The following is a 21,623-nucleotide window of genomic DNA, read 5'->3' as shown; positions in this document are numbered from 1 at the left end:
TAATGGTTTGCACTTTAATGAGCACCCAGGTTGCAAACCCTCACCAGCGAGAAGTGTACGTTTGAGGCCTGATGAAGTACTTTTGTCGATCTGCCGGAAACCAATCATAGCCAGCAGCGTAGACATTGAGCCACAATCCAAGTGACGTTGAGATCCGCAAAAGCGGGCGATGTTGAGAACGGAGGAATGCGCAATGGAAGGCTTTCCGCGCGACGCGGTCAAGCAAACGCACAATTGGGCGTATATCAACAGCGATTGCATGCTTTCCTCTCAGAAATCGCTCGCAACATGTGTTTCTGCGCGCGTGCGCGACTTCCTGTTTAATCGGGAGGCGCCAGTCTTACAGCGATATCGCACGTCGATAATCTCCCTCTGACAGAGCGCTTAAGTGCCTCACGCCCCTACCGCAAATTGGAGACGATAATGACCACATATCTTGCAGGAAAAACCGTGCTGGTGACCGCAGCAGGACAGGGCATTGGGCGAGCAAGCGCACTGGCTTTCGCGGCTGCAGGCGCAAGGGTTTATGCAACGGATATCAACGAGCAGGCCCTTGCTGCACTTGAAGGCACGGCAAATATCACCCCCGGCAAGCTCGACGTGCTGGATACGGCTGGCGTTGAGGCTTATATCAAATCGATTGATGCTGTTGATGTGCTCTTCAACTGTGCAGGTGTCGTGCATTCGGGATCGGTGCTGGAGATGAGCGACAACGATCTCGACTTCGCGTTCGATCTCAACCTTCGCGCCATGGTGCGCACCATTCGTGCCATTCTGCCCGGTATGCTTGAGCGCGGGGATGGCGCAATCATCAATATGTCGTCCATCGCCAGCAGCTCGAAGGGCGTGCCCAACCGCTGTGCCTATGGCGTAACCAAGGCAGCCGTTATCGGCCTGACGAAATCCATCGCTGCGGATTATGTCGCGCGCGGCATTCGCTGCAATGCCATCTGCCCCGGCACCGTTGAAAGCCCCTCGCTTGAAGGCCGCATGCGCGCGCAGGGCAATTATAATGAGGCACGTGCCGCGTTTATCGCCCGCCAGCCTATGGGACGTCTTGGTACGGCAGAGGAGATCGCAGACCTCGCCGTCTATCTCGCTGGCGCGACCTACACCACTGGCCAAGCTTATGGAATCGATGGCGGCTGGTCGATCTGACCGGCTGCATTATTGCATCATCTAAGGAGACACACATGAAGCTTTTGCGTTATGGCCCTGTGGGTGCCGAGAAGCCTGGCATGCTTGATCAGAATGGTAACATCCGCGATCTGTCCGGTGTGATTGACGATGTTGCAGGCGCCGTGCTCAACCCCGCATCGCTGGCGAAGCTTGGCACGATCGATCCTGAAACGCTCCCGCTCGTGTCAGGCTCTCCGCGTCTTGGACCATGCGTTACGGGTACGGGCAAGTACATCTGCATCGGCCTCAACTACTCCGATCACGCAGCCGAAACCGGCGCCACCGTGCCGCCAGAGCCGATCATCTTCATGAAGGCTTCATCCGCTATTGTCGGTCCAAACGACGACCTCCTGATCCCACGCGGTTCAACCAAGACCGACTGGGAAGTGGAACTCGGCGTCGTTATCGGTAAGACGGCTAAATATATCTCTGAAGATGATGCACTGGATTATGTTGCCGGCTATGTAACTCTGCATGACGTCTCTGAGCGTGAATTCCAGATCGAGCGCAGCGGCCAGTGGACCAAGGGAAAATCTTGCGACACCTTCGGCCCTACCGGCCCGTGGCTGGTGACCAAGGACGAGGTTGCCGATCCGCAGAACCTGCGCCTGTGGCTGAAGGTCAACGGCGAGACCCTGCAGAACGGCTCCACAAACACCATGGTTTATGGCGTGAAATATCTGGTTTCGTACCTGTCCCAGTTCATGTCCCTGCACCCCGGCGACATCATCTCCACGGGCACACCTCCGGGCGTTGGGCTTGGCTTGAAGCCGCCACGTTTCCTCAAGGCGGGTGACGTTGTTGAGCTGGGCGTTGAAGGGCTCGGCGAGCAAAGGCAAAACGTTCGCAACGACGATTGATCATACTTTACGTAATCCGGTTCCGGAGTAATTCGCATGACAACCATCACCAATCTCAGGGTCTTTGACCTGCGTTTTCCAACCTCTGCGGGCCTTGATGGTTCTGATGCCATGAACCCGGATCCGGATTACTCCGCCGCCTATGTCATTCTGGAAACAGATGATGCAGCGCTGAAAGGCCACGGCCTCACCTTCACGATTGGACGCGGCAACGAGATCTGCTGTCTCGCGATTGAAGCGATGCGACACTTGATTGTCGGCACCGACCTTGCCAAGGTACTTGAAAATCCCGGCAAATTCTGGCGCCATCTCACCAGCGATAGCCAGTTGCGCTGGATTGGGCCGGAAAAGGGCGCGATCCACCTCGCCACCGGCGCGGTCGTAAACGCTGTATGGGATCTGTTGGCGAAGCAAGCCGGGATGCCGGTGTGGAAGTTCGTCTCCACGATGACGCCCGAGGCCATCGCCGACATCGTCGACTACCGCTATATCACCGACGTGCTCACCCGCGATGAAGCGCTCGCCATTCTCCGCAAGGCTGAGAGCGGCAAGGCTGAGCGCATCGCCCTGCTCGAAAAAGAGGGTTACCCCTGCTACACCACCTCTGCGGGCTGGCTGGGCTATTCCGATGAGAAGCTGCGCCGTCTTGCGCAAGAGGCCGTCGATAGCGGCTTCAACCATATCAAACTGAAGGTCGGGCGCGACCTTGAGGACGACATCCGCCGCCTTACCATTGCGCGTGAGGTGATCGGGCCGGATCGGTTTCTGATGATCGATGCCAATCAGGTCTGGGAGGTTGATCAGGCCATTGCATGGATGAAGCAGCTAGCGTTCTGCAACCCGCTGTTCATCGAAGAGCCAACCAGCCCCGACGACATTGCGGGCCACCGCAAGATCCGCGAAGCCATTGCGCCAGTCCAGGTCGCGACTGGCGAAATGTGCCAGAACCGCATTATGTTCAAGCAGTTCATTGCCGAAGGCGCTATCGACGTTGTCCAGATCGACAGCTGCCGCATGGGTGGCCTGAACGAAGTGCTGGCCGTGCTGCTGATTGCTGCGAAGTACGACAAGGCCGTGTGGCCGCATGCGGGCGGTGTGGGCTTGTGTGAGTATGTGCAACACTTGTCGATGATCGATTACATCGCCGTTTCCGGCACGAAGGAGGGGCGCGTGATTGAATATGTCGATCATCTGCACGAGCATTTCCTTGATCCATGCGTGATCAAGAACGCTGCTTACATGCCACCGTCATTGCCGGGCTTTTCTATTGAGATGAAGCCTGCTTCAATCGAAGCGCAAGTATTTCAACCAAAAAGCGCGTGACCCCAAAATGATCATATCCGCATCAACCGACTACCGCGAAGCCGCACGCCGTCGCCTGCCACCATTCCTGTTCCACTACATTGATGGTGGAGCGTATGCGGAATACACGATGCGCCGCAATGTCGACGATCTGGCAGAGCTGGCACTGCGTCAGCGGATTTTGCGTAATGTTGCGGATATTGATACCTCGACCGAGATTTTTGGCCAGAAGCTCTCCATGCCGGTGGTGCTTGCCCCTGTGGGCCTCACCGGCATGTACGCCCGCCGTGGTGAAGTGCAGGCTGCAAAGGCTGCAACCGCCAAAGGCATCACACTCGCTCTCTCCACAATGTCGGTGTGCCCTATAGAGGAGGTCGCATCGCAGGTTGATGCACCAATATGGTTCCAGCTCTATGTGCTGAGAGACCGCGGCTTTATGCGCAATGCGCTGGAGCGGGCGCAGGCGGCGGGCGTGAAGAACCTCGTTTTCACCGTCGATCTGCCCGTACCGGGTGCGCGTTATCGCGATGCGCATTCGGGCATGTCCGGCCATTATGGCCCCGCACGGCGGCTTTTACAGGCTATGACGCATCCACGATGGGCCTTTGATGTTGGCCTGTTCGGCCGCCCGCATGATCTTGGCAACGTCACCACGTATCTTGGCAAGCCAATTGGCCTTGCAGATTACATTGGCTGGATTGCCTCAAACTTCGATCCATCCATCAGCTGGAAGGATATTGAGTGGATCCGCGATGTCTGGAAAGGCAATATCATTATCAAGGGCATTCTTGATACCGAAGACGCCCGCGATGCTGTGAGCTTTGGTGCGGACGGTATTGTTGTTTCCAACCACGGCGGACGCCAGCTGGACGGCGTTCTCTCAACAACCCGCGCCTTACCTGAGATTGCCGATGCGGTTGGAGATCAACTCACTCTTATGGTGGATTCCGGAATTCGCTCGGGTCTTGATGTGGTGCGCATGCTGGCGCTTGGCGCAAAGGGCGTGCTGATTGGTCGTGCCTTTGTCTATGCATTGGCAGCAGCCGGTGGGGCAGGCGTTGCCAACCTGCTTGATCTTTTCGAAAAGGAAATGCGCGTAGCAATGGCACTCACAGGCACACGTTCCATCAGTGAGATCACCCGCGAAAGCCTGGTGAAGTAAAGCACCAATTACAGGCCTAACACCATTGGGAGCATAAGCACCAAAGGGTGTGTCGAGCTTCACTTCAGGGGGAGTCGAAACTGGTGCCTTTCGAGAACCACAGCGCAGTGGACTTCTGTCCATGAGCAGCTGGAAACGCAGAAAGGTGCCAGTTGCAGGCCACCGTTGCCAACCTGCTTGATCTTTTTGAAAAGGAAATGCGCGTAGCAATGGCACTCACAGGCGCACACTCCATCAGTGATGATCACCCGCGAAAGCGGGGTGAAGTAAAGCACCAATTACAGGCCTAACACCATTGGGAGCATAAGCACCAAAGGATGTGTCGAGCTTCACTTCAGGGTGAGTCGAAACTGGTGCCTTTCGAGAACCGCAGCGCAGTGGACTTCTGTCCATGAGCAGCGGAAGCGCAGAAAGGTGCCAGTTGCAGGCCACCATGGAGTGAAGATCGGCGCATCCTCACATGGTGGCGCCTATTTGCCACGGCACAAATTCGTTGCGGCCGTAGCCCAGGAGTTCGGATTTTGAGCGGGTGCCGGAGGCGATGTCCAGGATGACGTTGAAAATCTCCCGGCCCTTCTCTTCAATGGAAACGCCATCGATGATGTCGCCGCAGTTGATGTCCATGTCGTCCGGCATGCGGCGGTAAAGCTCGTTGTTGGTGGCGAGCTTGATGGATGGCACAGGCTTGCAGCCATAGGCCGAACCGCGCCCGGTGGTGAAGCACAGGATATTCGCTCCACCCGCAACCTGCCCCGTTGCCGCAACCGGATCGTAGCCGGGCGTATCCATATAAACAAAGCCCTTGCGTGTGACGCGCTCAGCATAACGATAGACATCCCGTAGCGTCGACGTGCCACCCTTTGCCACCGCCCCCAGAGACTTCTCAAGGATCGTTGTGAGACCACCAGCCTTGTTGCCGGGCGAGGGATTGTTGTTCAGCTCACCGCTATTGCGGGCCGCATAATCTTCCCACCAATGGATCAGATCGACGATCTTCTGTCCCACCTCAACGCTTTCCGCGCGGCGGGTCAACAGATGTTCTGCACCGTAGATTTCCGGCGTTTCCGATAGAATAGCCGTACCGCCCTGCCGCACCAGCATATCAACCGCTGCACCAAGCGCCGGGTTTGCCGTGAGGCCCGAATAACCATCCGAACCACCGCACTGCAGTGCAAGTGTCAGCTCTGAGGCCGGAATGATCTCGCGGTGCTGACCACGCGCGAATGGCAGCATTTCTTTGATGCGCGCCACACCTGCCTCAATAGCCTTACGCGTGCCGCCGCTGTCCTGAATCGTGAATGACTGGAAGTGCTCACCTTCAGCAATGCCATATTCCTGCTTGAAGCGCGGAATCTGAAACACTTCACAGCCCAGCCCAATCAGCAGAACTGCCGCAAAGTTCGGGTGGCTGGCATAGCCCCATTGCGTGCGCGAGAGAACATCAAACCCCTCACCCTTCGAGGCCATCGCACAGCCGGTGCCGTGCGTCAGCGGCACGATGCCATCAATCTCGGGATAGTCGTCCAGCACACCTGAACGGTTGATCTCGTCGGCGATATAATCCACCACCGTCGCGGAGCAGTTCACGGAGGACAGGATGCCAATGTAATTACGCGTACCAACCCGACCATCGGGACGACGAAAACCCATGAAGGTCGCTGGCTGCTCATCGGGCCGCAATTGCTCCTGCGGATGGGCTTCTGCGGCAAAGGCATAGTCGCGATCGAAGTCCTTCATCACGACGTTCTTCTCATGCACCCATTCACCGGGCGCAATATCGCCGTTGGCGAAGCCGATAATCTGCCCGAACTTGCGGATGGGCGCGCCATCAGCAATCGGCTGCACTGCCACCTTGTGGCCACGGGGAATACGGGCGAGCGCAACGATGCCAGGCTCGATTTCGCTGTCCTTCAGCAAATCGGCAATCGCAATGACCACGTTGTCATTGGGATGAAGTCTCAAAAGCTTCGATGCACCCGCCATAGTCATAAATCATACCTCCAGAATGGCCTTGATGACGCCCGCTTCCGGACGGATCCAGTCCGCAAAAAGCGATACGCCGTCATCCAGTTTGCCCGTATGCGTATTCAGTGCCCGGGTGGGTACCTTGCCCGCTTCGATCTGGCGCACGACTTCAGCGAAATCATCAACCTGCGCATTGCGGCTGGCAAACAGCGTCGCCTCGCGTTTGTGGAATTCGGGGTCGGAAAACGTAATGTCATCCCGCACCACGCTGAGCAGCACATATCGCCCGCCGTGCGCAAGGAAGCCAAACCCACGCTGCATCGCAGCTGCATTGCCGGTAGCGTCGATCACGACATCAAAGAAATCACCGCCCGTCAAAGCCTGCGCTTGCGCTTGCACATCGTTGGAGGCCACGAGCGCAGTATCAGCGCCCAGCGCATCGACGGTGAAGCCGAGCCGGTCTTCGCGCACATCCATCACCGTGACATTGGCGCCGCGCGCCTTGGCAAAGATAATCGCAGACATGCCAATCGGCCCGGAGCCAACAACCAACACACGATCGCTCGCCGAAACACCACCGCGCTTGACGCCATGTGCACCAATCGCGAGAAATTCAATCATTGCCGCATCATCAAGCGAGATCGCGCCCGTGGACACGACATTGTTCTCTGGCACGCTCAGATATTCCGTCATGCCACCGTCGCAATGCACGCCGAGCACCTTGATATTGCTGCAAGCGTTGTTCAAACCCTTGCGGCATGCATGGCACTGCCCGCAGGACAGGTACGGCACAATATAAACGGCCTCCCCCACCTGCAGGCGGCTGCCTACTGGTGCTTCTTCAACTGTGCCGGATAACTCGTGACCCATTACACGCGGATACTCAAGGAACGGATGCTGACCCTTGAAGATATGGAAATCCGTTCCGCAAATGCCAACGCGCCGGATGCGTACCAGCACCTCGTTTGGCGCACGCACCGGCGGCGGACGGGAAATGATGGCGAGGCGTCCGGGTTCTTCGCAAATGAGTGCGCGCATGGTGCTTGTCCTGATTGCAGGGCGGACCAGGAGGCCGATCCGCCCAAAACCTAATCGTTCGTCACGTCAGCGATCAGCCCTTGGGCATTTCAGCTGGCAGCTCAACGTTGTTGTATTTCTTGTAGATCTCGTTCAGTTTTCCATTCTTGAGATCCTGTGCCACCCATTTGTTGATGGCCTCTTTCAACGCCGTGTCTTCCTTACGCACACCAACGGCATAAGGATTGGTCTTCAATACGATCTTGGTTTCGAGTGGATCATTCTTGCGGCGTTCGTTCGCGGCATTCATGATCTGCGGTGCGGAAGCCATGATACCAGCCTGCCCCGAAACCAGCGCCGTCACGAGCGTTGCATCATCATCGTACCGGGTGATGGTGGATTTCGTCAGCTGCTTGGTTGCTTCGTTATCGTTAGTAGTGCCGCGTGTAGTAGCGACTTCCTTGCCCGTAAGATCCTCAATGGTCTTGATCTCTGTGCCCTTGGGTGCGGCAACAATGACCTGGATCACACCATGCGGATCGGCAAAATCAATCACCTTCTTGCGCTCATCACTGATCGATAGCGAGGCAATGACCACATCTGCCTTGCCCGTCAGCAGGAAGGGAATGCGGTTAGGACTTGTTACCTGCACGATTTCCAGCGGCACACCCAGATAATCTGCCAGAAGCTTGGCGCTTTCCACTTCTGATCCAACAGGTTGCAGCTTATCATCCGTCATGCCGAAGGGGGGCGAGCCCAGATCAATTGCAGCAAGCAGTTTGCCGCGGGCCTTAATGGTATCAAGCGTATCAGCAGATGCTGCCAGTGGCATGCCGATCATGAGTGCGGCGGTCATGGATGCTAGGATAAAATGTCTACGCTTCATGTGTGCCTCCCGTTAGAACTCTTCTTGCTGCAAACATCAAAGGCCGCTGCCAAGGAAGTCTTTCAATTCCTGGGTCTGCGGGTTATCGAGCATGGCGGCGGGGCCAATTTCCCATACCTTGCCCTTGTTCATGAAAACGATCTTGCTCGCGACTTTGCGGGCAAAGGCCATCTCATGGGTCACGAGGATCATGCTCATGCCGGCTTTCGCCAGATCCTCCATCACGCGCAGCACCTCACCCGTCAGCTGCGGGTCGAGCGCCGAGGTTACTTCATCGAACAGCATAAGCTTGGGCTGCATCGCCAGCGAGCGGGCAATCGCCACACGCTGCTGCTGGCCGCCCGAAAGCTGTTCGGGATAGTTATCCGCCTTTTCAGCAAGTCCCACCTGCTTCAGCACCTGCTCCGCCAATTTGCGGGCTTCTGCCTTGGGGGTCTTTTTCACGCAGGTTGGCGCCAGCATGATGTTCTGCGCCACCGTGAGATGCGGGAACAGATTATAGCTCTGGAATACGATACCAACCTCACGCCGCAAGGCACGCTTCTCCAGTGCCGGATCGTGCACATCAAAACCACACACGCGGATCTCACCGCTATCAATGGTCTCTAACGCATCAATGCAGCGCAGCGCGGTCGATTTGCCCGAGCCGGAGGCGCCAATGACGGCAACCACTTCACCCGCAGCGACATCGAAACTCACGCCATTGAGCACCGACAGCGTTCCGAAGCGTTTGTGCACGTTGGAAAGACTAACGACGGCCGACATTGAGTTTCCTTTCAAGGCTACGGCTCCACAAGGAAAGCGGATAGCAGATAGCGAAGTAGAAGCAGGCCACCACGACAAAGATGGTGAAGGGTTCAAAGATGGAGTTATTGATGATCTTGCCCGCCTGCGCGAGCTCAACAAACCCAACCACCGACGCCAGCGAAGTGTTTTTGATGATCTGGACGAGGAAGCCAACCGTGGGTGCCGTCGCAATACGCATCGCCTGCGGCAGGATCACCTTCTGCATACGCTGCCAATCCGTCAGCGCAAGGCATTCGGCTGCTTCCCACTGTGTGCGAGGCACTGACTCAAGGCACCCGCGCCAGATCTCGGCCAGAAAGCCCGATGAATAGATGGTCAGGCCAAGCCCCGCTGCCAAGATCGCAGGCACCTGGTTGAAGCCAAAAATCGCCACGCCAAAATAGATTAGGAACAGCAGGATCAGCAACGGCGTGCCCTGCACAAGCTGAATGTAAGTGGCAGCGACATACCGCACCCATTGATGCTGTGAGATACGCGCCAATGCCACGCCAAAGCCAACAATACTGCCGCCCACAAAGGCAATCGCCGACAGACCAATGGTCCATAGAGAGGCGAAGGCGATGAATTCGAGATGATTGAGGTTGAAGCTCATGTTCTTCCCCCCTCTTACGCCGCAGTGCCAAGGGCACGTCGACGCGCAAACACGAGCATGCCGAACAACCAGAAAGCAATCCGCACAACAAACGACAGCACGATATAAAGCAGGCCCGTAATGATATACGTCTCGAACGAGCGGAATGTATCCGACTGAATACGGTTTGCGACCGCTGTCAGCTCCTCAGCCGAAATCTGCGAAGTGATCGAAGATGCCAGCATCAATAGCACGTACTGGCTGGTGAGTGCGGGATAAACACGCTCAATTGCCGGGCGGATAATCACGTGCCAATAGATCTGGGTGCGCGACATTCCCAGGCATTCCGCCGCCTCAACCTGCGACTTGTGCACTGATTCCAGTCCCGCCCTCACGATCTCGCTGGTATAGGCGCCCACGTTGACCACCAGCGCAATCACTGCCGCCGTATTGGCAGAGACCTTGATGCCGAACGTTGCGAAGCCGAAGAAGAAGATAAATATCTGCACCAGCAGCGGCGTATTGCGAATGATCTCGACATACGCCCCAATCAAGAATTTCAGCCATTGCGGACCATCCGCACGACCAATCGCGCACAGCGTGCCTAGTATAAAGCCGAACACCGTCGACCAGGCAGATAGCACCAGCGTCAGCCACACACCTTCAAGAAATAAAGGCCAATACGGCAGAAGCGCAGCAAAATCAAAATTGTAGCTCATGCGCTCTCCTCAGATCGTTCAAACGCGACCCGGCAATGGGCATCTGTAAGTAACGGTTTCATATAAAGATATTAGCCAAACGGCTGGGGCGTGTGCCCCCCTTTGCAATCGCTGTCAGCACTGGCGCAGGCGTGCCGGCCCATGTCAGGAAAGCACCGATGCGCCGCTCAATCTTCGTCGCATGATTGGTCGCGATGTCTGCAATCCGGTGATTGAGAAACGGATTCAAAAAGCGCGATAACGTAACCTCGATGTAAGCACGCGCCTCAGCCTCCATGCCGTGCGCTGCAAAGCCGGGTAGCACCTCATCGCGATAAATCGCCTCAAGCTGCGCACGGATAGGTGGATCAGCAAGAATGGCGCGGACAGTCTCATCCTGGGGGCGCTTCTGTGTCAGCCAGATATCGGCAAGCACGGTATGACCCAGATTGAGAATATGCAGCTTCAGCCGTTCAAAGGGTTCAAGATCATCCGCCAGGACAATTGCCGGATGGGTACATGGCACTGACAGCCCCGGCTGGCGGGCAATAGCCCATAGAGCATAAGGCTCAGCCACAGCGCCTGCAGGCTCCAGCGGCTCGGAAACGATGCGATCGACCAGCGTGTTAGCGAAGATGACATTCGCATCCAGCCACACAAAAAAGCCCTCATCCGCACCACCACGATGCGCCATGTAGGAAACCTTCTCGCGCAGGATTGCACCGTTATTGCTGATCAACTCGCATGGCAAAATCGTCAGCACCCCACCGTTGGACAGGTAGCGTGCATAAAGCAGCTGTGCGAGTTTACCGGGAAAGGATGGCGCTGGCACATTGGCACCCAACAGCTGATCATCCCACGATCCGTCTGCTTCATCAGCGTGCAGCTCATAACCGGCATCGCCCGTGTTGGAAACGATGTAGGTGGCCTGCGTGGAGAACAATGCAACGATCTGCACCCAATCCCGCAAAACCGACAAGCCCTGCTTTACGCTCTTGACCTGAATGGTGCGCTCAACCGGCACATTGTTTTCAAGCCCGCGAATAATGACCGGAAAACCCTCCGGTGCATTGAAAGCATCGACACGGCCCGCACGTTCTGCGGCGCCCGACGTTTGAATAATAGCGATGGGAGGTACATCCTGCCCGGCTTCAGCAGCTTCATGCAGAAACAAGTCTGCGTGCGCCTGCAGGAAGCGGCTGGTACCAAACTGCAAAACCAGCCCGGTCATGAACGCACCTGTTTCAGCGCACACAAGCACGCCCGTGCCACCGCAAGGCGCGGTAACCGGCTACCGAATGCACAAGGCGTCGCTACCAGATAAGCAGGCATGCCAAGCCACTTGGCCATTTGCATTGTCGCCTCCCTTATAAACATTCTTATTGTTCTTTATGGATAAAGTACATATTCTATGAGCGTCAATCTGTTTTTTGTATATAAAAACCAACTGATAAAAAACCGTCACGAAAGTCCCTGATGAAAACGAACGCACTCTACAAACGCACCTTCAACCGCGCTATCGAGCAGCTTACAGCGTTGGTGCCTATGGAGAGATTAGCATCAGAAACGGCGATGGCGCGAGGGCTTGGCGTAAGCCGCACTACTGTGCGGGCGGTATTGTTGCGACTATCAGAATTAGGCATCGTGGGCATAGAAGGGCGCGATAAAGTGCTGCTGAGAAAGCCCATAGAGCAGGATCTTTATTCGAACGTGGAGGCTCAACCTGTTGCACTCGCGGTTGAGCAGAAATTCATGGAGTGGATTCTACAGGGCGACTGCCGCCCCGGTCAATTGATCAATGGGCTTGACCTTGCCCGCCAGTTTGGCGTTTCCACCTCTGCGATCCGTGATTGTCTCAACCACTTCAGCCATTATGGCCTTCTGGAGCGCCAACGCAATGGCCGCTGGCGAGCGCGTGGATTAACCGAGGATTTCGCCGTTGAACTATTCGACATCCGGGAGATGATGGAGTTCCGTTCCGTCGAGCGTTTCATCGCACTGCCTGATGATCATCCTGCCTGGGCTGAACTGGACAGGCTTGAAGTGCTACATCATGAATTGCTGAAAATCATCGATCTCCGATTCAACGATTTTTCCGAACTAGACCACCGCTTTCATTTGTTGATCAACACCATCTCGCCCAATCGCTTTTTCAGCAACATTCAGGGCGTAATGTCGATTATTTTTCACTATCACTATCATTGGAACAAGCGCGAGGAGCGGGAGCGCAATCGTGTCGCAGTTTTTGAGCATCTCGATTATATCGCCGGACTGAAAAGTCGTGACCCGCAAAAGGCCATCGCCGCCTGCCGCGAACATCTGCGCACGGCACGCAGAACGTTGCTGGATTCAGTTGAGTTTCAACGCGCTGCAGCCTGAAGAACGCAGCACGGGCTGATGCCCCGTTCATCAGACATCAACCACGTTAAAAGTCATGCGTGGTCAATAGCTTCTATCCTATAGCGAACACTCTTGTGCGGCTGGACGCCTCTCAACGCTTGGCGCATAGTGCAGCAAGGCATTTTGCTAGAATTTGTTATGCCACAAGTAGAGTTTTCCAAATGCCATCATGCGCTGTTGTCGCCGCTACCACCTATCCTATGCGCCGCACACGGATAAAGCACGCCATCAACGGTGGCATTGCCTCCTTCGGTAATTGTGCGGCAATGCTGATGCTGGCATTGTTGTTGCTCGCCGGGCCAGCACTAGCGCAAACGGGCGTAACCTCACAAAACACGCTTGAAGCAACCGATAGCGCGCGCAGCACGACTGCCCAGCCCCCCACCGTTACGGAATTATTGCGCCTGCTGGCTGACCCACAAGTGCAACAATGGCTGCAAGCAACGCAGGCATCTGAACCAGCTGCAACGCCTGCGCCCGCACCAGTTTCGGCACTGCCTGCTACCCCGGATGGTCTTGCTGCAAGCCTGACTGCGCGACTGGCCCATGTGCGCACCCACATTCATTCAGTCATTGATCAAGTGCCTAACTTACCCGGCGAGATAGCCCATGCACGCGACCGTTTCTGGCAAGATGCGGAAAGCAGCGACACCAACGGCACCATGCTCAGGGTTTTTCTAAGCGTAGGACTTGGGCTTCTCTGCCGCTTTGCACTCCTACGCTATGCCAAACAGCGTGCAGAGCATGAGCAGCTGCTTCACAATACACCAGGGCAGCGCTTGCAATCTTTTGGCTTGCGTGTGGCGCTTGCTGTTGCGCCTTCACTCGCTTTCGCCATTGGTGCATTGATCCCTTTGATCGCCGTTGAGTGGCCTCCGTTGATCAAGCATGCCACGCTTAGCTATCTGCTTGCACTGCTCGCCATCCAGCTGGTGCATGATATTTCATACGCTGTTCTTGTCCGCGCAAGAGCCGTTGATCGGCCGCCCCATTATCAGGAAAGCGGGCTATTCTGGTATCGGCGGATAGTGCTGTTTTTCGGTTGTTTTTTCTTGAGCTGGGCCACAGTCGGCAATCTGGCATCGGCACAGATTCCGCATCATTCGGAACAAGCCATTGCATACCTTCTTGGCCTTGTGCAGCTAGCGCTGGCTTTTGAAATCATATGGCGGCGTCCTCTTGCCCCTGATGCATCCCTGCAGCGCCGGCATTTAACCCAGAATATTCTGCTAAGCCTATACGGTGTCATCCTTTGGCTGTTATGGGCTGCGGGCCTCAATGGCCTTTTCTGGCTGGGCGTTTTCGCGCTGCTGATCCCCACTCTGCTGATGGCAAATGGCAACTTTGTTCGTGACATTATTCGCCCTGATGATGGTATCCGTACCTCGCAACGGGGATTGCTTGAAGTTGGCCTGGAGCGCGGTATACGAGTGCTCATTCTAGCTGCAGCTGTACTATGGCTAGCCCATATCTGGCAGATAGACCTCGTCGAATTCACCAACCGCGACACGGCAATAACGCGCTTGGCGCGCGGCGCTTTGAACGCGGCCATTGTGTTGCTACTGGCGGATTTCATCTGGCAGATTGCACGCACCACAATCGATATACGCTTGGCCCATGCGGCTGGCGCGGGAGGGCATGATGCGCATGGGCATGCCCCTGAAACGATTGGTCACGCCGTCCATGGGGATGACAGCGTGCGAAAGGCACGGCTGCGCACTTTGCTGCCGATTTTCCGCAATATCCTGCTGGTCATCATCGTCCTGATCGCGGGGCTTACCGCCCTTTCTGGTCTTGGCGTGGAAATCGCCCCGCTTATCGCAGGAGCAGGCGTTGTGGGCGTTGCAGTCGGCTTCGGCTCACAGACAATCGTGAAGGATATTATCAGCGGCGTGTTTTATCTGCTGGATGATGCGTTTCGTGTTGGCGAATATATCCAGAGCGGCCATTATAAAGGTGTGGTGGAGTCATTCTCGCTGCGTTCAGTCAAGCTGCGCCACCAGCGTGGCCCCATATATACGGTGCCATTCGGGCAGCTCGGAGCGGTGCAGAATATGAGCCGCGACTGGGTATACGATAAATTCCAGATCGGCGTTGCCTATAACACCGATCTGGAACAAGCACGTAAGATCATTAAAAATATCGGCACTGAGCTTGCGGCCAATCCGGAGTTTGCCCCCCATATTCTTGAGCCTTTAAAAATGCAGGGCGTGCAGGAATTCGGCCAATATGGTGTTGAGATTCGGTGCAAGATCAAGACGCGCCCGGGGGAGCAATTCGTACTCCGCCGCACGGCACTCAAGCGGATCAAGCAGGAATTTGACGCTGCCGGCATCAAGTTTGCCCTGCCAAGTATGCAGGTGGCCAGCGGTACAGAACCAGGTGCGGCTGCAATGCAGGTGCATAAAGCAGCAGAGGCCGCCCGCGCGGCAGAGCTGGCAGAGGATACCTCCGCATAGCAATTATGGAAAAATCCAGGTTCAGGATTGTTAATTTTCTTGGAGTGGCAGCGCAATGACCAGGATATGCAAGGAAAGTCACGAGGAACTGGGTTATTCTGCGGTCGAGTCACTTGACGCGGCAGATCGCTAGTCAGTGCGCTATCCGAAGGATGTGGTTCATCCGCCTCACTAAATTCCTTGCTTATCATAGACTTGTCTATGGATGGACCACATCATTGCAAGAGAATTAATAGGTCCTGAGCCTAAACTGGAGCTAGTCGCACAGCTTCTGTACTGACAAAACACTCCAAAATGGAGGTAAGGCATCATGAGCTGGAACCCGGCCCTAACACCAGGCTGCCCCGATGAAGTGGGTGTCGATTCTATTGAAACACTGATCATTCCACGCTCGCGCGATCTGGGCGGGTTTGAGGTGCGCCGCGCTCTTCCCGCGCCCAAACGCCAGATGGTCGGCCCATTCATCTTCTTCGATCAGGCCGGACCAGCGGAGTTTCTGACAGGAGCTGGCATTGATGTGCGTCCCCATCCACATATCGGCCTTGGCACTGTCACGTATCTCTATCGCGGTGATTTCCATCATCGGGACAGCATCGGCAGCGATCAGGTCATCGTGCCGGGTGAGCTGAACTGGATGATCGCCGGGCGCGGCGTAACCCATTCCGAACGCACAAGCGCTGCCGGACGCATGGGCCCGCATAGTCTGTTCGGCATTCAGACGTGGATGGCACTTCCGGAAGATGCAGAAGACATGGCTCCCACCTTCGAACATCATGGCGCACACAGCCTGCCGGTGATCGAGAGTGAGGGCGTATCGCTCAAACTCATCCTCGGCAATGCTTACGGCGAACAGGCACCGGCAACACTTTTCTCTGAAACCTTTTATGCCGATGTCGTGCTGCAAGCACGCGCACGCTTTCCCATGCCTGACAACCATGAGGACCGCGGCATCTATGTCTCCGAAGGCAGCGTGCTGGTGGCAGGACAGGAGTTCGAGGCCGGACGCATGATGGTTTTCCGCCCCGGAGATGCGATTACGGTTGCGGCGGGCGATCGCGGGGCGCGTCTGATGATCCTCGGCGGTGCCACACTCAATGGACCACGCTATGTATGGTGGAATTTCGTTGCCTCCTCACATGAGCGCATTTCCATTGCGAAAGCAGCCTGGAAAGCACAGCAATGGGGCCAGGGAATGTTTGACCTGCCCGCAGACGACCGGAACGAGTTCATCCCCCTGCCAGACCCCATACGCGTGCAGGCAGGATAAACATTGGAACCAAGCGCATGGTGAGCTTTCGTAAACCGATTTAAGCGCACGATACCGCATACACGTTGGTGAGATTCGCCTCAGGCGCAGCTCACCGCTTATGTTCCCCATCTTGAAAGCAGACAAAGACCATGCAGCGCCTTGATGTTGCCGTCGAACACTGGCCGATCGCTGGCAGTTTCACCATTTCGCGCGGCAGCCGTACGGAAGCCGTGGTTGTTGTGGCTACCATCACAAATGGTGATGCAATCGGGCGCGGCGAATGCGTGCCTTATACGCGCTATGGCGAGAGCGTTGAGAGTGTCGTTGCGCAAATTCGTTCGATGGAGGCCGCCATCGCGGATGGCATGACGCGCGAAGCGTTGATCCATAACCTCGATGCAGGCGCAGCACGTAATGCCATTGATTGCGCGCTGTGGGATCTCGAAGTGCACCGCACGGGCCAACCTCTTTATACGCTGGCAGGCATGCCAAAACCCGAACCGATGACCACCGCCTACACTATCAGCCTTGGCACGCCAGAGGTGATGCATGAAGCCGCAAAGCGAGCCGCGGATCGACCACTGCTCAAGGTAAAGCTCGGCGGCAATGGTGATCCTGAACGCCTTGCAGCAGTGCGCGATGGGGCGCCCAATGCGCGCTTGATCGTTGATGCAAACGAAGCATGGCGCGCAGAAACCCTCGCGGAAAACATCGCCGCTTGCGAACGGGCAGGTATCGCGCTCATCGAACAGCCTTTGCCGGCGGGCGAGGATGCTGCGCTCGCCACACTCAAAACCTCAATTGCTATCTGCGCGGATGAAAGCATTCACGATGCAGCCTCACTTGCAGCGCTGCCTGCATGGTACACTGCCATCAACATCAAGCTCGATAAGACAGGTGGCCTCACCAACGCACTAGCGCTACTGCAAGCGGCCAAAGCACGCGGGCTTGGTATCATGGTGGGGTGCATGGTCGGCACATCTTTAGGCACAATACCTGCCATCATCCTTGCACAAGGTGCCGATTTCATCGATCTCGACGGCCCCTTGCTGCTGGCCAAGGACCGCGAGAATAGTCTACGCTACCACGGCAGCACCCTCATGCCGCCGTGGTAGGCGATAGAGCAAAATGCAATAAATCTGAATCGCTATTTTGCACTATCTAACTGTGCGTACATCAAATTCACCCTAAAGCGGTATCTGCTTTTTGGTGAGATGCAATAGCGCTTACGCCTCATTTCTTGCAAACAGGCTGCGATAGAGCAGGCCGCCTACTGCACCACCCAGTAGTGGCACAACCCAGAACAACCATAACTGCGCAATCGCCCAGCCTCCCTGAAACAGCGCCACACCCGTACTGCGAGCAGGGTTAACTGATGTGTTCGTCACCGGAATACTGATAAGGTGAATCAGTGTCAGCGCCAGACCAATGGCCAGCGGCGCAAAACCGACTGGGGCGTTTCCATGCGTTGCGCCCAGAATGATGATCAGGAAGAATGCGGTGAGCACAAACTCAACCAGTATCGCCGACATCATCGAGTATCCACCCGGAGAGTGCTCGCCATAGCCATTTGACGCAAAACCGCTTTCCGATGCGGAAAATCCTGCTTTGCCTGAGGCAATCAAATACAGCACAAACCCGGCAGCGATAGCGCCAACCACCTGCATCACTATGTAGGGAATAATATCTCTAGCCGGAAAACGCCCGCCCATATAAAGCCCAAGCGTAACTGCCGGATTGAAATGCGCACCGGAAACATGCCCCATCGCATAAGCAGCCGTTAGCACCGTCAGACCAAAGGCCAACGCCACACCTGCATAGCCGATGCCAACATCCGGCACGCCAGCCGCTAACACCGCACTGCCCGCACCACCGAGCACAAGCCAAAACGTACCAAGAAATTCCGCTGCAAGACTTTTGCCCAGCCCCCTGCTGGACCCAGTAATATCAGTACCCATCGCATGCTCCTGACTAACTTAAACTTATTTTTTACATGTTCGAATTCTTACACTTCGATCGAAAAGCAAAGAGCGTCATCATCTAGATTGAATACTAAAACGCCATGCAACCGAAGGTGTCATACAATACTGATTTTTGCAATTCTATTGCATTTATTCATTATGGAACACGCGCATAAAGTGTATTGCAAACATGATGCATTAAACATGACACAATCGGCTGCCGGATTCATATGGTCTTAACCGATATGGAGTGATGGTACTGGTGCAGGAAAGCGAGGGCACACATCAAAGCGCAAGCGGCAATCGCAATGATGGTGCTTCAACCAGAGTCTGAAGAAAGTCGGTGGTTACGGTTATTGCGTGGCTAGCATCAATCCGGAATAAACCTATTGCTGCCAATCTTATGATCATTGGCATGATGGGGAACACCGGTTGGCGCATTGCCCGTCAAGCAACCTGCTGACTTGCTGGTGAAGCTCTTATAGCCTGTGAACTTATTGTGCGGGTCACGTCATCATGTTTGCATTTCACTCCGGTTGCTCTGTTGGAGCCTCTTATAACGCCTCCTGGCTGAGGGAGGCAGAGGATTCCCCATCCGCCTGGAAGGGGCCACGAGCGGCCGAAAAGTCAAAAAAGACTTTCTCAAAAGCTATCAAGCCACTTGCCATTACATTGCTAACGCTATTGCTTGCAGCCTGCGCCTCAAATCGACGAGAGCCTTCCCCCCGTGATTACCCCATCCACGGCATTGATGTTGCACGGTATCAGGGGGATATCGACTGGAACACGGTGCGGCGTGGCGGCGTCGCCTTCGCCTGGATCAAAGCGACAGAAGGCGGCGATTACACCGATCCCAAATTCCTCGATAACTGGTATGGCGCAAAGGCAGCTGGCGTTCCGCGCGGCGCATATCACTTTACATACTGGTGTCGCCCAGCAATTGAGCAGGCAGCATGGTTCCTTCAGAATGTGCCTGTCGATCCCGATGCGTTGCCACCAGTGCTTGACGTGGAATGGAACGGGCACTCCAAGACCTGCCCGATAAAGATACCACGTGCCAAGGCCATCGCAGAAATGCAGATCCTGCTGAATGCAATGGAGCAATACTATGGCAAGCGCCCTGTCATTTATACCGACATCACCTTCTTTAACGATGTGATGCGTGGTGAGTTTGAACGTTACCCGATCTGGGTGCGTAGTATTCCTCGCTATCCCACGCCCCGCTTTGACGGGCGTCAGTGGTACTTCTGGCAATATACCGCCAAGGGAAAAGTCCCCGGCATCACGGGCGATGTCGACCGCAACGCCTTCTACGGCACTGCACATATGTGGGAACGCTTTAAATCAGGCGATCTGTAAAGTCGCTTCATTCCGATCACCATTTGCATTCAACTAATAATCAATTGAATGCAAATGGCAAAAGAAGCATCACATATCCAAGCAATAAATTAATAATAAACGGAAACGCCAATGAACAACAACGATTACTTCAATATTAACAATCAACCATATCAGTCACTTCCCCTGTCTGTCATGCACCGAGATAACAGCTTGTATATTCAAGAGAACTCGTCAGCGCGCAACGACGCCCAATGGATAAGAAGCACAGGATGTTGCCCGAACAAAGTCATTGAAAACGTCGGGTTTTTCTTTACGAAAATTTTCTGCCGCTCTAAAGCAGCCCCCGACAATCAGAACGCTTCAGCCTACGCTCCAATCAACACCTTGAAGCATCCATTAGTCCTTGAAACCATTTATGAAGTAAATGAGGAAGATAGCTTGTCTGCTTCTCATCAGGGGCATCAAAATAATAATCTCTGACCACTTGCATGCAGACCTGTGCACTTTCTCGCTGAAAATCAGTGCATAAATTTAACTATTCTATATACTTGATCGCACATTAACGGTCTATGCTTGGTAATAGATACGCCTGTCGATCATGAATTAATCACCACAAAATATGATGCGGAGGAACTCGAATTGCTACCTGACTCCACACCACCGCAATCAAAAGCACAAGCTGGCGCGCAAACCTTCGGCACCGACGGCATAACGCCCATGACGCGCGCAAGCCGCGTTACACGTACCCTCATGGCTATCGTGGCATGGGCGGAGCGTCTCAATCTACGCTATTCAAAAGTTGGCAACCCTCCCGTTTTTGATAATGCTACCTTTCCATGGGTGAGAGAGATCGAACGGGAATGGCCATTAATCCGGCAAGAGCTCGATCAGGTGCTGACACGCCAAAACGAGCTGCCAAGCTTTCAGGACATTTCCTCAGACGTCAAAACAATCTCGACTGATGACCATTGGAAGACCTTCTTTCTGGCCGGCTATGGCCTGGAATCCACGAACAACATCGCTGCATGCCCGCAAACATGGCGAATCGTGCAGAAAATTCCCGGCTTGAAGACCGCTATGTTTTCTATTTTTGAGCCAGGCAAGCATCTGCCGGCACATCGCGGCCCTTACAATGGCGTGCTGCGGCTGCATCTTGGATTAATTGTCCCCGAGCCCCGTGACAAATTAGCCATACGTGTAGATCAACAGATTTTACATTGGGAAGAAGGTAAAGCCATCGTCTTTGATGATGCCTACAACCATGAGGCGTGGAACCATACTGATAAAACACGTGTAGTGCTATTCGTTGATTTTGTTAAGCCTCTGAAATTTCCTGCAAACATCATCAATTGGCTGCTCCTCAACATTGCAGCATTTACACCCTTTATACGTGAAGGGCTCGACAACCATAAGGCGTGGGAAAAACGCTTTTATGCTGAAGCCGAGGCATTACGTAACAGTCATTCTTAAAATTCGTCTCACGCGCAACAATTGACGCTTGACAGTAATTTTTGGCTCAATATATTTCATCAGCAAGAACCAAAAGCTATTTATCCTTGCACTTACAGCTAACCAAGCTGGGTTCAGAATATTGGCTTTTTTCTCATCTGCCACAATACTTTGTTTAAGCATAGAATACGATAAAAGATGAAAAAACAATATACATCTTAAGTATACATTCCACTTCTAAACTTAGAATAAACGCTTTATTCTTGAAACATGCTCTTCAACATCATTAACTAAAAAGTATGATTTTGGAAAATCCT

20 protein-coding genes are annotated in these 21,623 nt (G+C 54.7%); 11 read left to right on the top strand and 9 right to left on the bottom strand.

The features are described from left to right. The first annotated feature begins 423 nt into the window (after window positions 1-423). The 4 genes from VRZ32_RS10050 to lldD are packed head-to-tail and all read left to right on the top strand — an operon-like array spanning window position 424 to window position 4,503. Entirely contained in the window at window positions 424-1,158 is a 735-nt protein-coding gene (locus VRZ32_RS10050; protein WP_414525596.1) for an SDR family oxidoreductase, read from the top strand. 35 nt (window positions 1,159-1,193) lie between these two features. Continuing rightward, window positions 1,194-2,039, top strand: coding sequence for a fumarylacetoacetate hydrolase family protein (locus VRZ32_RS10045; protein ID WP_414525595.1), 846 nt, complete (start codon window positions 1,194-1,196; stop codon window positions 2,037-2,039). A 36-nt stretch (window positions 2,040-2,075) separates the two neighbouring features. After that, window positions 2,076-3,362, top strand: coding sequence for an L-fuconate dehydratase (locus tag VRZ32_RS10040; RefSeq protein WP_414525594.1), 1,287 nt, complete (start codon window positions 2,076-2,078; stop codon window positions 3,360-3,362). Window positions 3,363-3,369: 7 nt separating this feature from the next. Next, window positions 3,370-4,503 (top strand): FMN-dependent L-lactate dehydrogenase LldD, encoded by a 1,134-nt coding sequence (lldD, locus tag VRZ32_RS10035; RefSeq protein WP_414525593.1) that lies wholly within the window; start codon window positions 3,370-3,372, stop codon window positions 4,501-4,503. 456 nt (window positions 4,504-4,959) lie between these two features. On the opposite strand, the gene VRZ32_RS10030 is transcribed toward lldD, so the two are convergent. The 8 genes from VRZ32_RS10030 to VRZ32_RS09995 form a co-directional block, all read right to left on the bottom strand. Next, window positions 4,960-6,492, bottom strand: a complete 1,533-nt coding sequence (locus VRZ32_RS10030) for a UxaA family hydrolase (RefSeq protein ID WP_414525592.1) — start codon at window positions 6,490-6,492, stop codon at window positions 4,960-4,962. Between the two features lie 3 nt (window positions 6,493-6,495). Further along, window positions 6,496-7,506, bottom strand: coding sequence for a zinc-binding alcohol dehydrogenase family protein (locus tag VRZ32_RS10025; protein ID WP_414525591.1), 1,011 nt, complete (start codon window positions 7,504-7,506; stop codon window positions 6,496-6,498). A gap of 73 nt (window positions 7,507-7,579) precedes the next feature. Beyond that, a complete protein-coding gene (locus tag VRZ32_RS10020) occupies window positions 7,580-8,371 on the bottom strand; it encodes a transporter substrate-binding domain-containing protein (RefSeq protein ID WP_414525590.1) in 792 nt (263 codons plus the stop codon). Between the two features lie 36 nt (window positions 8,372-8,407). After that, window positions 8,408-9,136 carry an amino acid ABC transporter ATP-binding protein gene (locus VRZ32_RS10015; protein ID WP_414525589.1) on the bottom strand — a complete coding sequence of 243 codons (729 nt, stop codon included), beginning with the start codon at window positions 9,134-9,136 and terminating at the stop codon, window positions 8,408-8,410. Then, window positions 9,120-9,770 carry an amino acid ABC transporter permease gene (locus tag VRZ32_RS10010; RefSeq protein ID WP_414525588.1) on the bottom strand — a complete coding sequence of 217 codons (651 nt, stop codon included), beginning with the start codon at window positions 9,768-9,770 and terminating at the stop codon, window positions 9,120-9,122. Before VRZ32_RS10010 ends, VRZ32_RS10015 begins: the two co-directional genes overlap by 17 nt. 14 nt (window positions 9,771-9,784) lie before the next feature. Then, entirely contained in the window at window positions 9,785-10,468 is a 684-nt protein-coding gene (locus VRZ32_RS10005; protein WP_414525587.1) for an amino acid ABC transporter permease, read from the bottom strand. A 58-nt stretch (window positions 10,469-10,526) separates the two neighbouring features. Continuing rightward, a complete protein-coding gene (locus VRZ32_RS10000) occupies window positions 10,527-11,678 on the bottom strand; it encodes a mannitol dehydrogenase family protein (RefSeq protein ID WP_414525586.1) in 1,152 nt (383 codons plus the stop codon). Continuing rightward, window positions 11,675-11,803, bottom strand: coding sequence for a hypothetical protein (locus VRZ32_RS09995; protein WP_414525585.1), 129 nt, complete (start codon window positions 11,801-11,803; stop codon window positions 11,675-11,677). Before VRZ32_RS09995 ends, VRZ32_RS10000 begins: the two co-directional genes overlap by 4 nt. A gap of 120 nt (window positions 11,804-11,923) precedes the next feature. Between VRZ32_RS09995 and VRZ32_RS09990 the strand changes: the two genes are divergently transcribed. The 4 genes from VRZ32_RS09990 to dgcA all read left to right on the top strand — a co-directional run bounded on the left by VRZ32_RS09990 (window position 11,924) and on the right by dgcA (window position 17,670). Further along, complete coding sequence (locus tag VRZ32_RS09990) at window positions 11,924-12,826, top strand: GntR family transcriptional regulator (RefSeq protein WP_414525584.1); 903 nt, start codon at window positions 11,924-11,926, stop codon at window positions 12,824-12,826. 182 nt (window positions 12,827-13,008) lie between these two features. Then, entirely contained in the window at window positions 13,009-15,306 is a 2,298-nt protein-coding gene (locus VRZ32_RS09985) for a mechanosensitive ion channel domain-containing protein (RefSeq protein WP_414525583.1), read from the top strand. A 310-nt stretch (window positions 15,307-15,616) separates the two neighbouring features. Next, window positions 15,617-16,573 carry a pirin family protein gene (locus VRZ32_RS09980; protein ID WP_414525582.1) on the top strand — a complete coding sequence of 319 codons (957 nt, stop codon included), beginning with the start codon at window positions 15,617-15,619 and terminating at the stop codon, window positions 16,571-16,573. A 131-nt stretch (window positions 16,574-16,704) separates the two neighbouring features. Then, window positions 16,705-17,670, top strand: a complete 966-nt coding sequence (gene dgcA / locus VRZ32_RS09975; RefSeq protein WP_414525581.1) for an N-acetyl-D-Glu racemase DgcA — start codon at window positions 16,705-16,707, stop codon at window positions 17,668-17,670. 111 nt (window positions 17,671-17,781) lie between these two features. Here dgcA and aqpZ read toward each other — a convergent pair whose 3' ends face one another. Further along, window positions 17,782-18,480 (bottom strand): aquaporin Z, encoded by a 699-nt coding sequence (gene aqpZ, locus VRZ32_RS09970; protein ID WP_414526192.1) that lies wholly within the window; start codon window positions 18,478-18,480, stop codon window positions 17,782-17,784. Window positions 18,481-19,032: 552 nt separating this feature from the next. Here aqpZ and VRZ32_RS09965 point away from each other — a divergent pair. The 3 genes from VRZ32_RS09965 to VRZ32_RS09955 all read left to right on the top strand — a co-directional run bounded on the left by VRZ32_RS09965 (window position 19,033) and on the right by VRZ32_RS09955 (window position 21,327). Further along, the gene (locus VRZ32_RS09965; protein ID WP_414525580.1) at window positions 19,033-19,875 is read left to right on the top strand and encodes a GH25 family lysozyme; all 843 of its coding nucleotides are present in this window, start codon (window positions 19,033-19,035) and stop codon (window positions 19,873-19,875) included. A gap of 111 nt (window positions 19,876-19,986) precedes the next feature. Next, window positions 19,987-20,337, top strand: a complete 351-nt coding sequence (locus tag VRZ32_RS09960; protein ID WP_414525579.1) for a hypothetical protein — start codon at window positions 19,987-19,989, stop codon at window positions 20,335-20,337. Between the two features lie 159 nt (window positions 20,338-20,496). After that, the gene (locus tag VRZ32_RS09955) at window positions 20,497-21,327 is read left to right on the top strand and encodes an aspartyl/asparaginyl beta-hydroxylase domain-containing protein (RefSeq protein ID WP_414525578.1); all 831 of its coding nucleotides are present in this window, start codon (window positions 20,497-20,499) and stop codon (window positions 21,325-21,327) included. The last annotated feature ends 296 nt before the right edge of the window (window positions 21,328-21,623 follow it).

It is taken from the genome of Pseudochelatococcus sp. G4_1912 (assembly GCF_047501465.1).
Classification (GTDB): domain Bacteria; phylum Pseudomonadota; class Alphaproteobacteria; order Rhizobiales; family Beijerinckiaceae; genus Pseudochelatococcus.
This window is presented reverse-complemented; position numbering and strand designations above follow the sequence as displayed.

Coding starts and splice junctions, on each gene's coding strand:
- VRZ32_RS10050 (WP_414525596.1), top strand. CDS start 424: ATGACCACATATCTTGCAGGAAAAACCGTGCTGGTGACCGCAGCAGGA.
- VRZ32_RS10045 (WP_414525595.1), top strand. CDS start 1,194: ATGAAGCTTTTGCGTTATGGCCCTGTGGGTGCCGAGAAGCCTGGCATG.
- VRZ32_RS10040 (WP_414525594.1), top strand. CDS start 2,076: ATGACAACCATCACCAATCTCAGGGTCTTTGACCTGCGTTTTCCAACC.
- lldD (WP_414525593.1), top strand. CDS start 3,370: ATGATCATATCCGCATCAACCGACTACCGCGAAGCCGCACGCCGTCGC.
- VRZ32_RS10030 (WP_414525592.1), bottom strand. CDS start 6,492: ATGACTATGGCGGGTGCATCGAAGCTTTTGAGACTTCATCCCAATGAC.
- VRZ32_RS10025 (WP_414525591.1), bottom strand. CDS start 7,506: ATGCGCGCACTCATTTGCGAAGAACCCGGACGCCTCGCCATCATTTCC.
- VRZ32_RS10020 (WP_414525590.1), bottom strand. CDS start 8,371: ATGAAGCGTAGACATTTTATCCTAGCATCCATGACCGCCGCACTCATG.
- VRZ32_RS10015 (WP_414525589.1), bottom strand. CDS start 9,136: ATGTCGGCCGTCGTTAGTCTTTCCAACGTGCACAAACGCTTCGGAACG.
- VRZ32_RS10010 (WP_414525588.1), bottom strand. CDS start 9,770: ATGAGCTTCAACCTCAATCATCTCGAATTCATCGCCTTCGCCTCTCTA.
- VRZ32_RS10005 (WP_414525587.1), bottom strand. CDS start 10,468: ATGAGCTACAATTTTGATTTTGCTGCGCTTCTGCCGTATTGGCCTTTA.
- VRZ32_RS10000 (WP_414525586.1), bottom strand. CDS start 11,678: ATGACCGGGCTGGTTTTGCAGTTTGGTACCAGCCGCTTCCTGCAGGCG.
- VRZ32_RS09995 (WP_414525585.1), bottom strand. CDS start 11,803: ATGCAAATGGCCAAGTGGCTTGGCATGCCTGCTTATCTGGTAGCGACG.
- VRZ32_RS09990 (WP_414525584.1), top strand. CDS start 11,924: ATGAAAACGAACGCACTCTACAAACGCACCTTCAACCGCGCTATCGAG.
- VRZ32_RS09985 (WP_414525583.1), top strand. CDS start 13,009: ATGCCATCATGCGCTGTTGTCGCCGCTACCACCTATCCTATGCGCCGC.
- VRZ32_RS09980 (WP_414525582.1), top strand. CDS start 15,617: ATGAGCTGGAACCCGGCCCTAACACCAGGCTGCCCCGATGAAGTGGGT.
- dgcA (WP_414525581.1), top strand. CDS start 16,705: ATGCAGCGCCTTGATGTTGCCGTCGAACACTGGCCGATCGCTGGCAGT.
- VRZ32_RS09965 (WP_414525580.1), top strand. CDS start 19,033: ATGTTTGCATTTCACTCCGGTTGCTCTGTTGGAGCCTCTTATAACGCC.
- VRZ32_RS09960 (WP_414525579.1), top strand. CDS start 19,987: ATGAACAACAACGATTACTTCAATATTAACAATCAACCATATCAGTCA.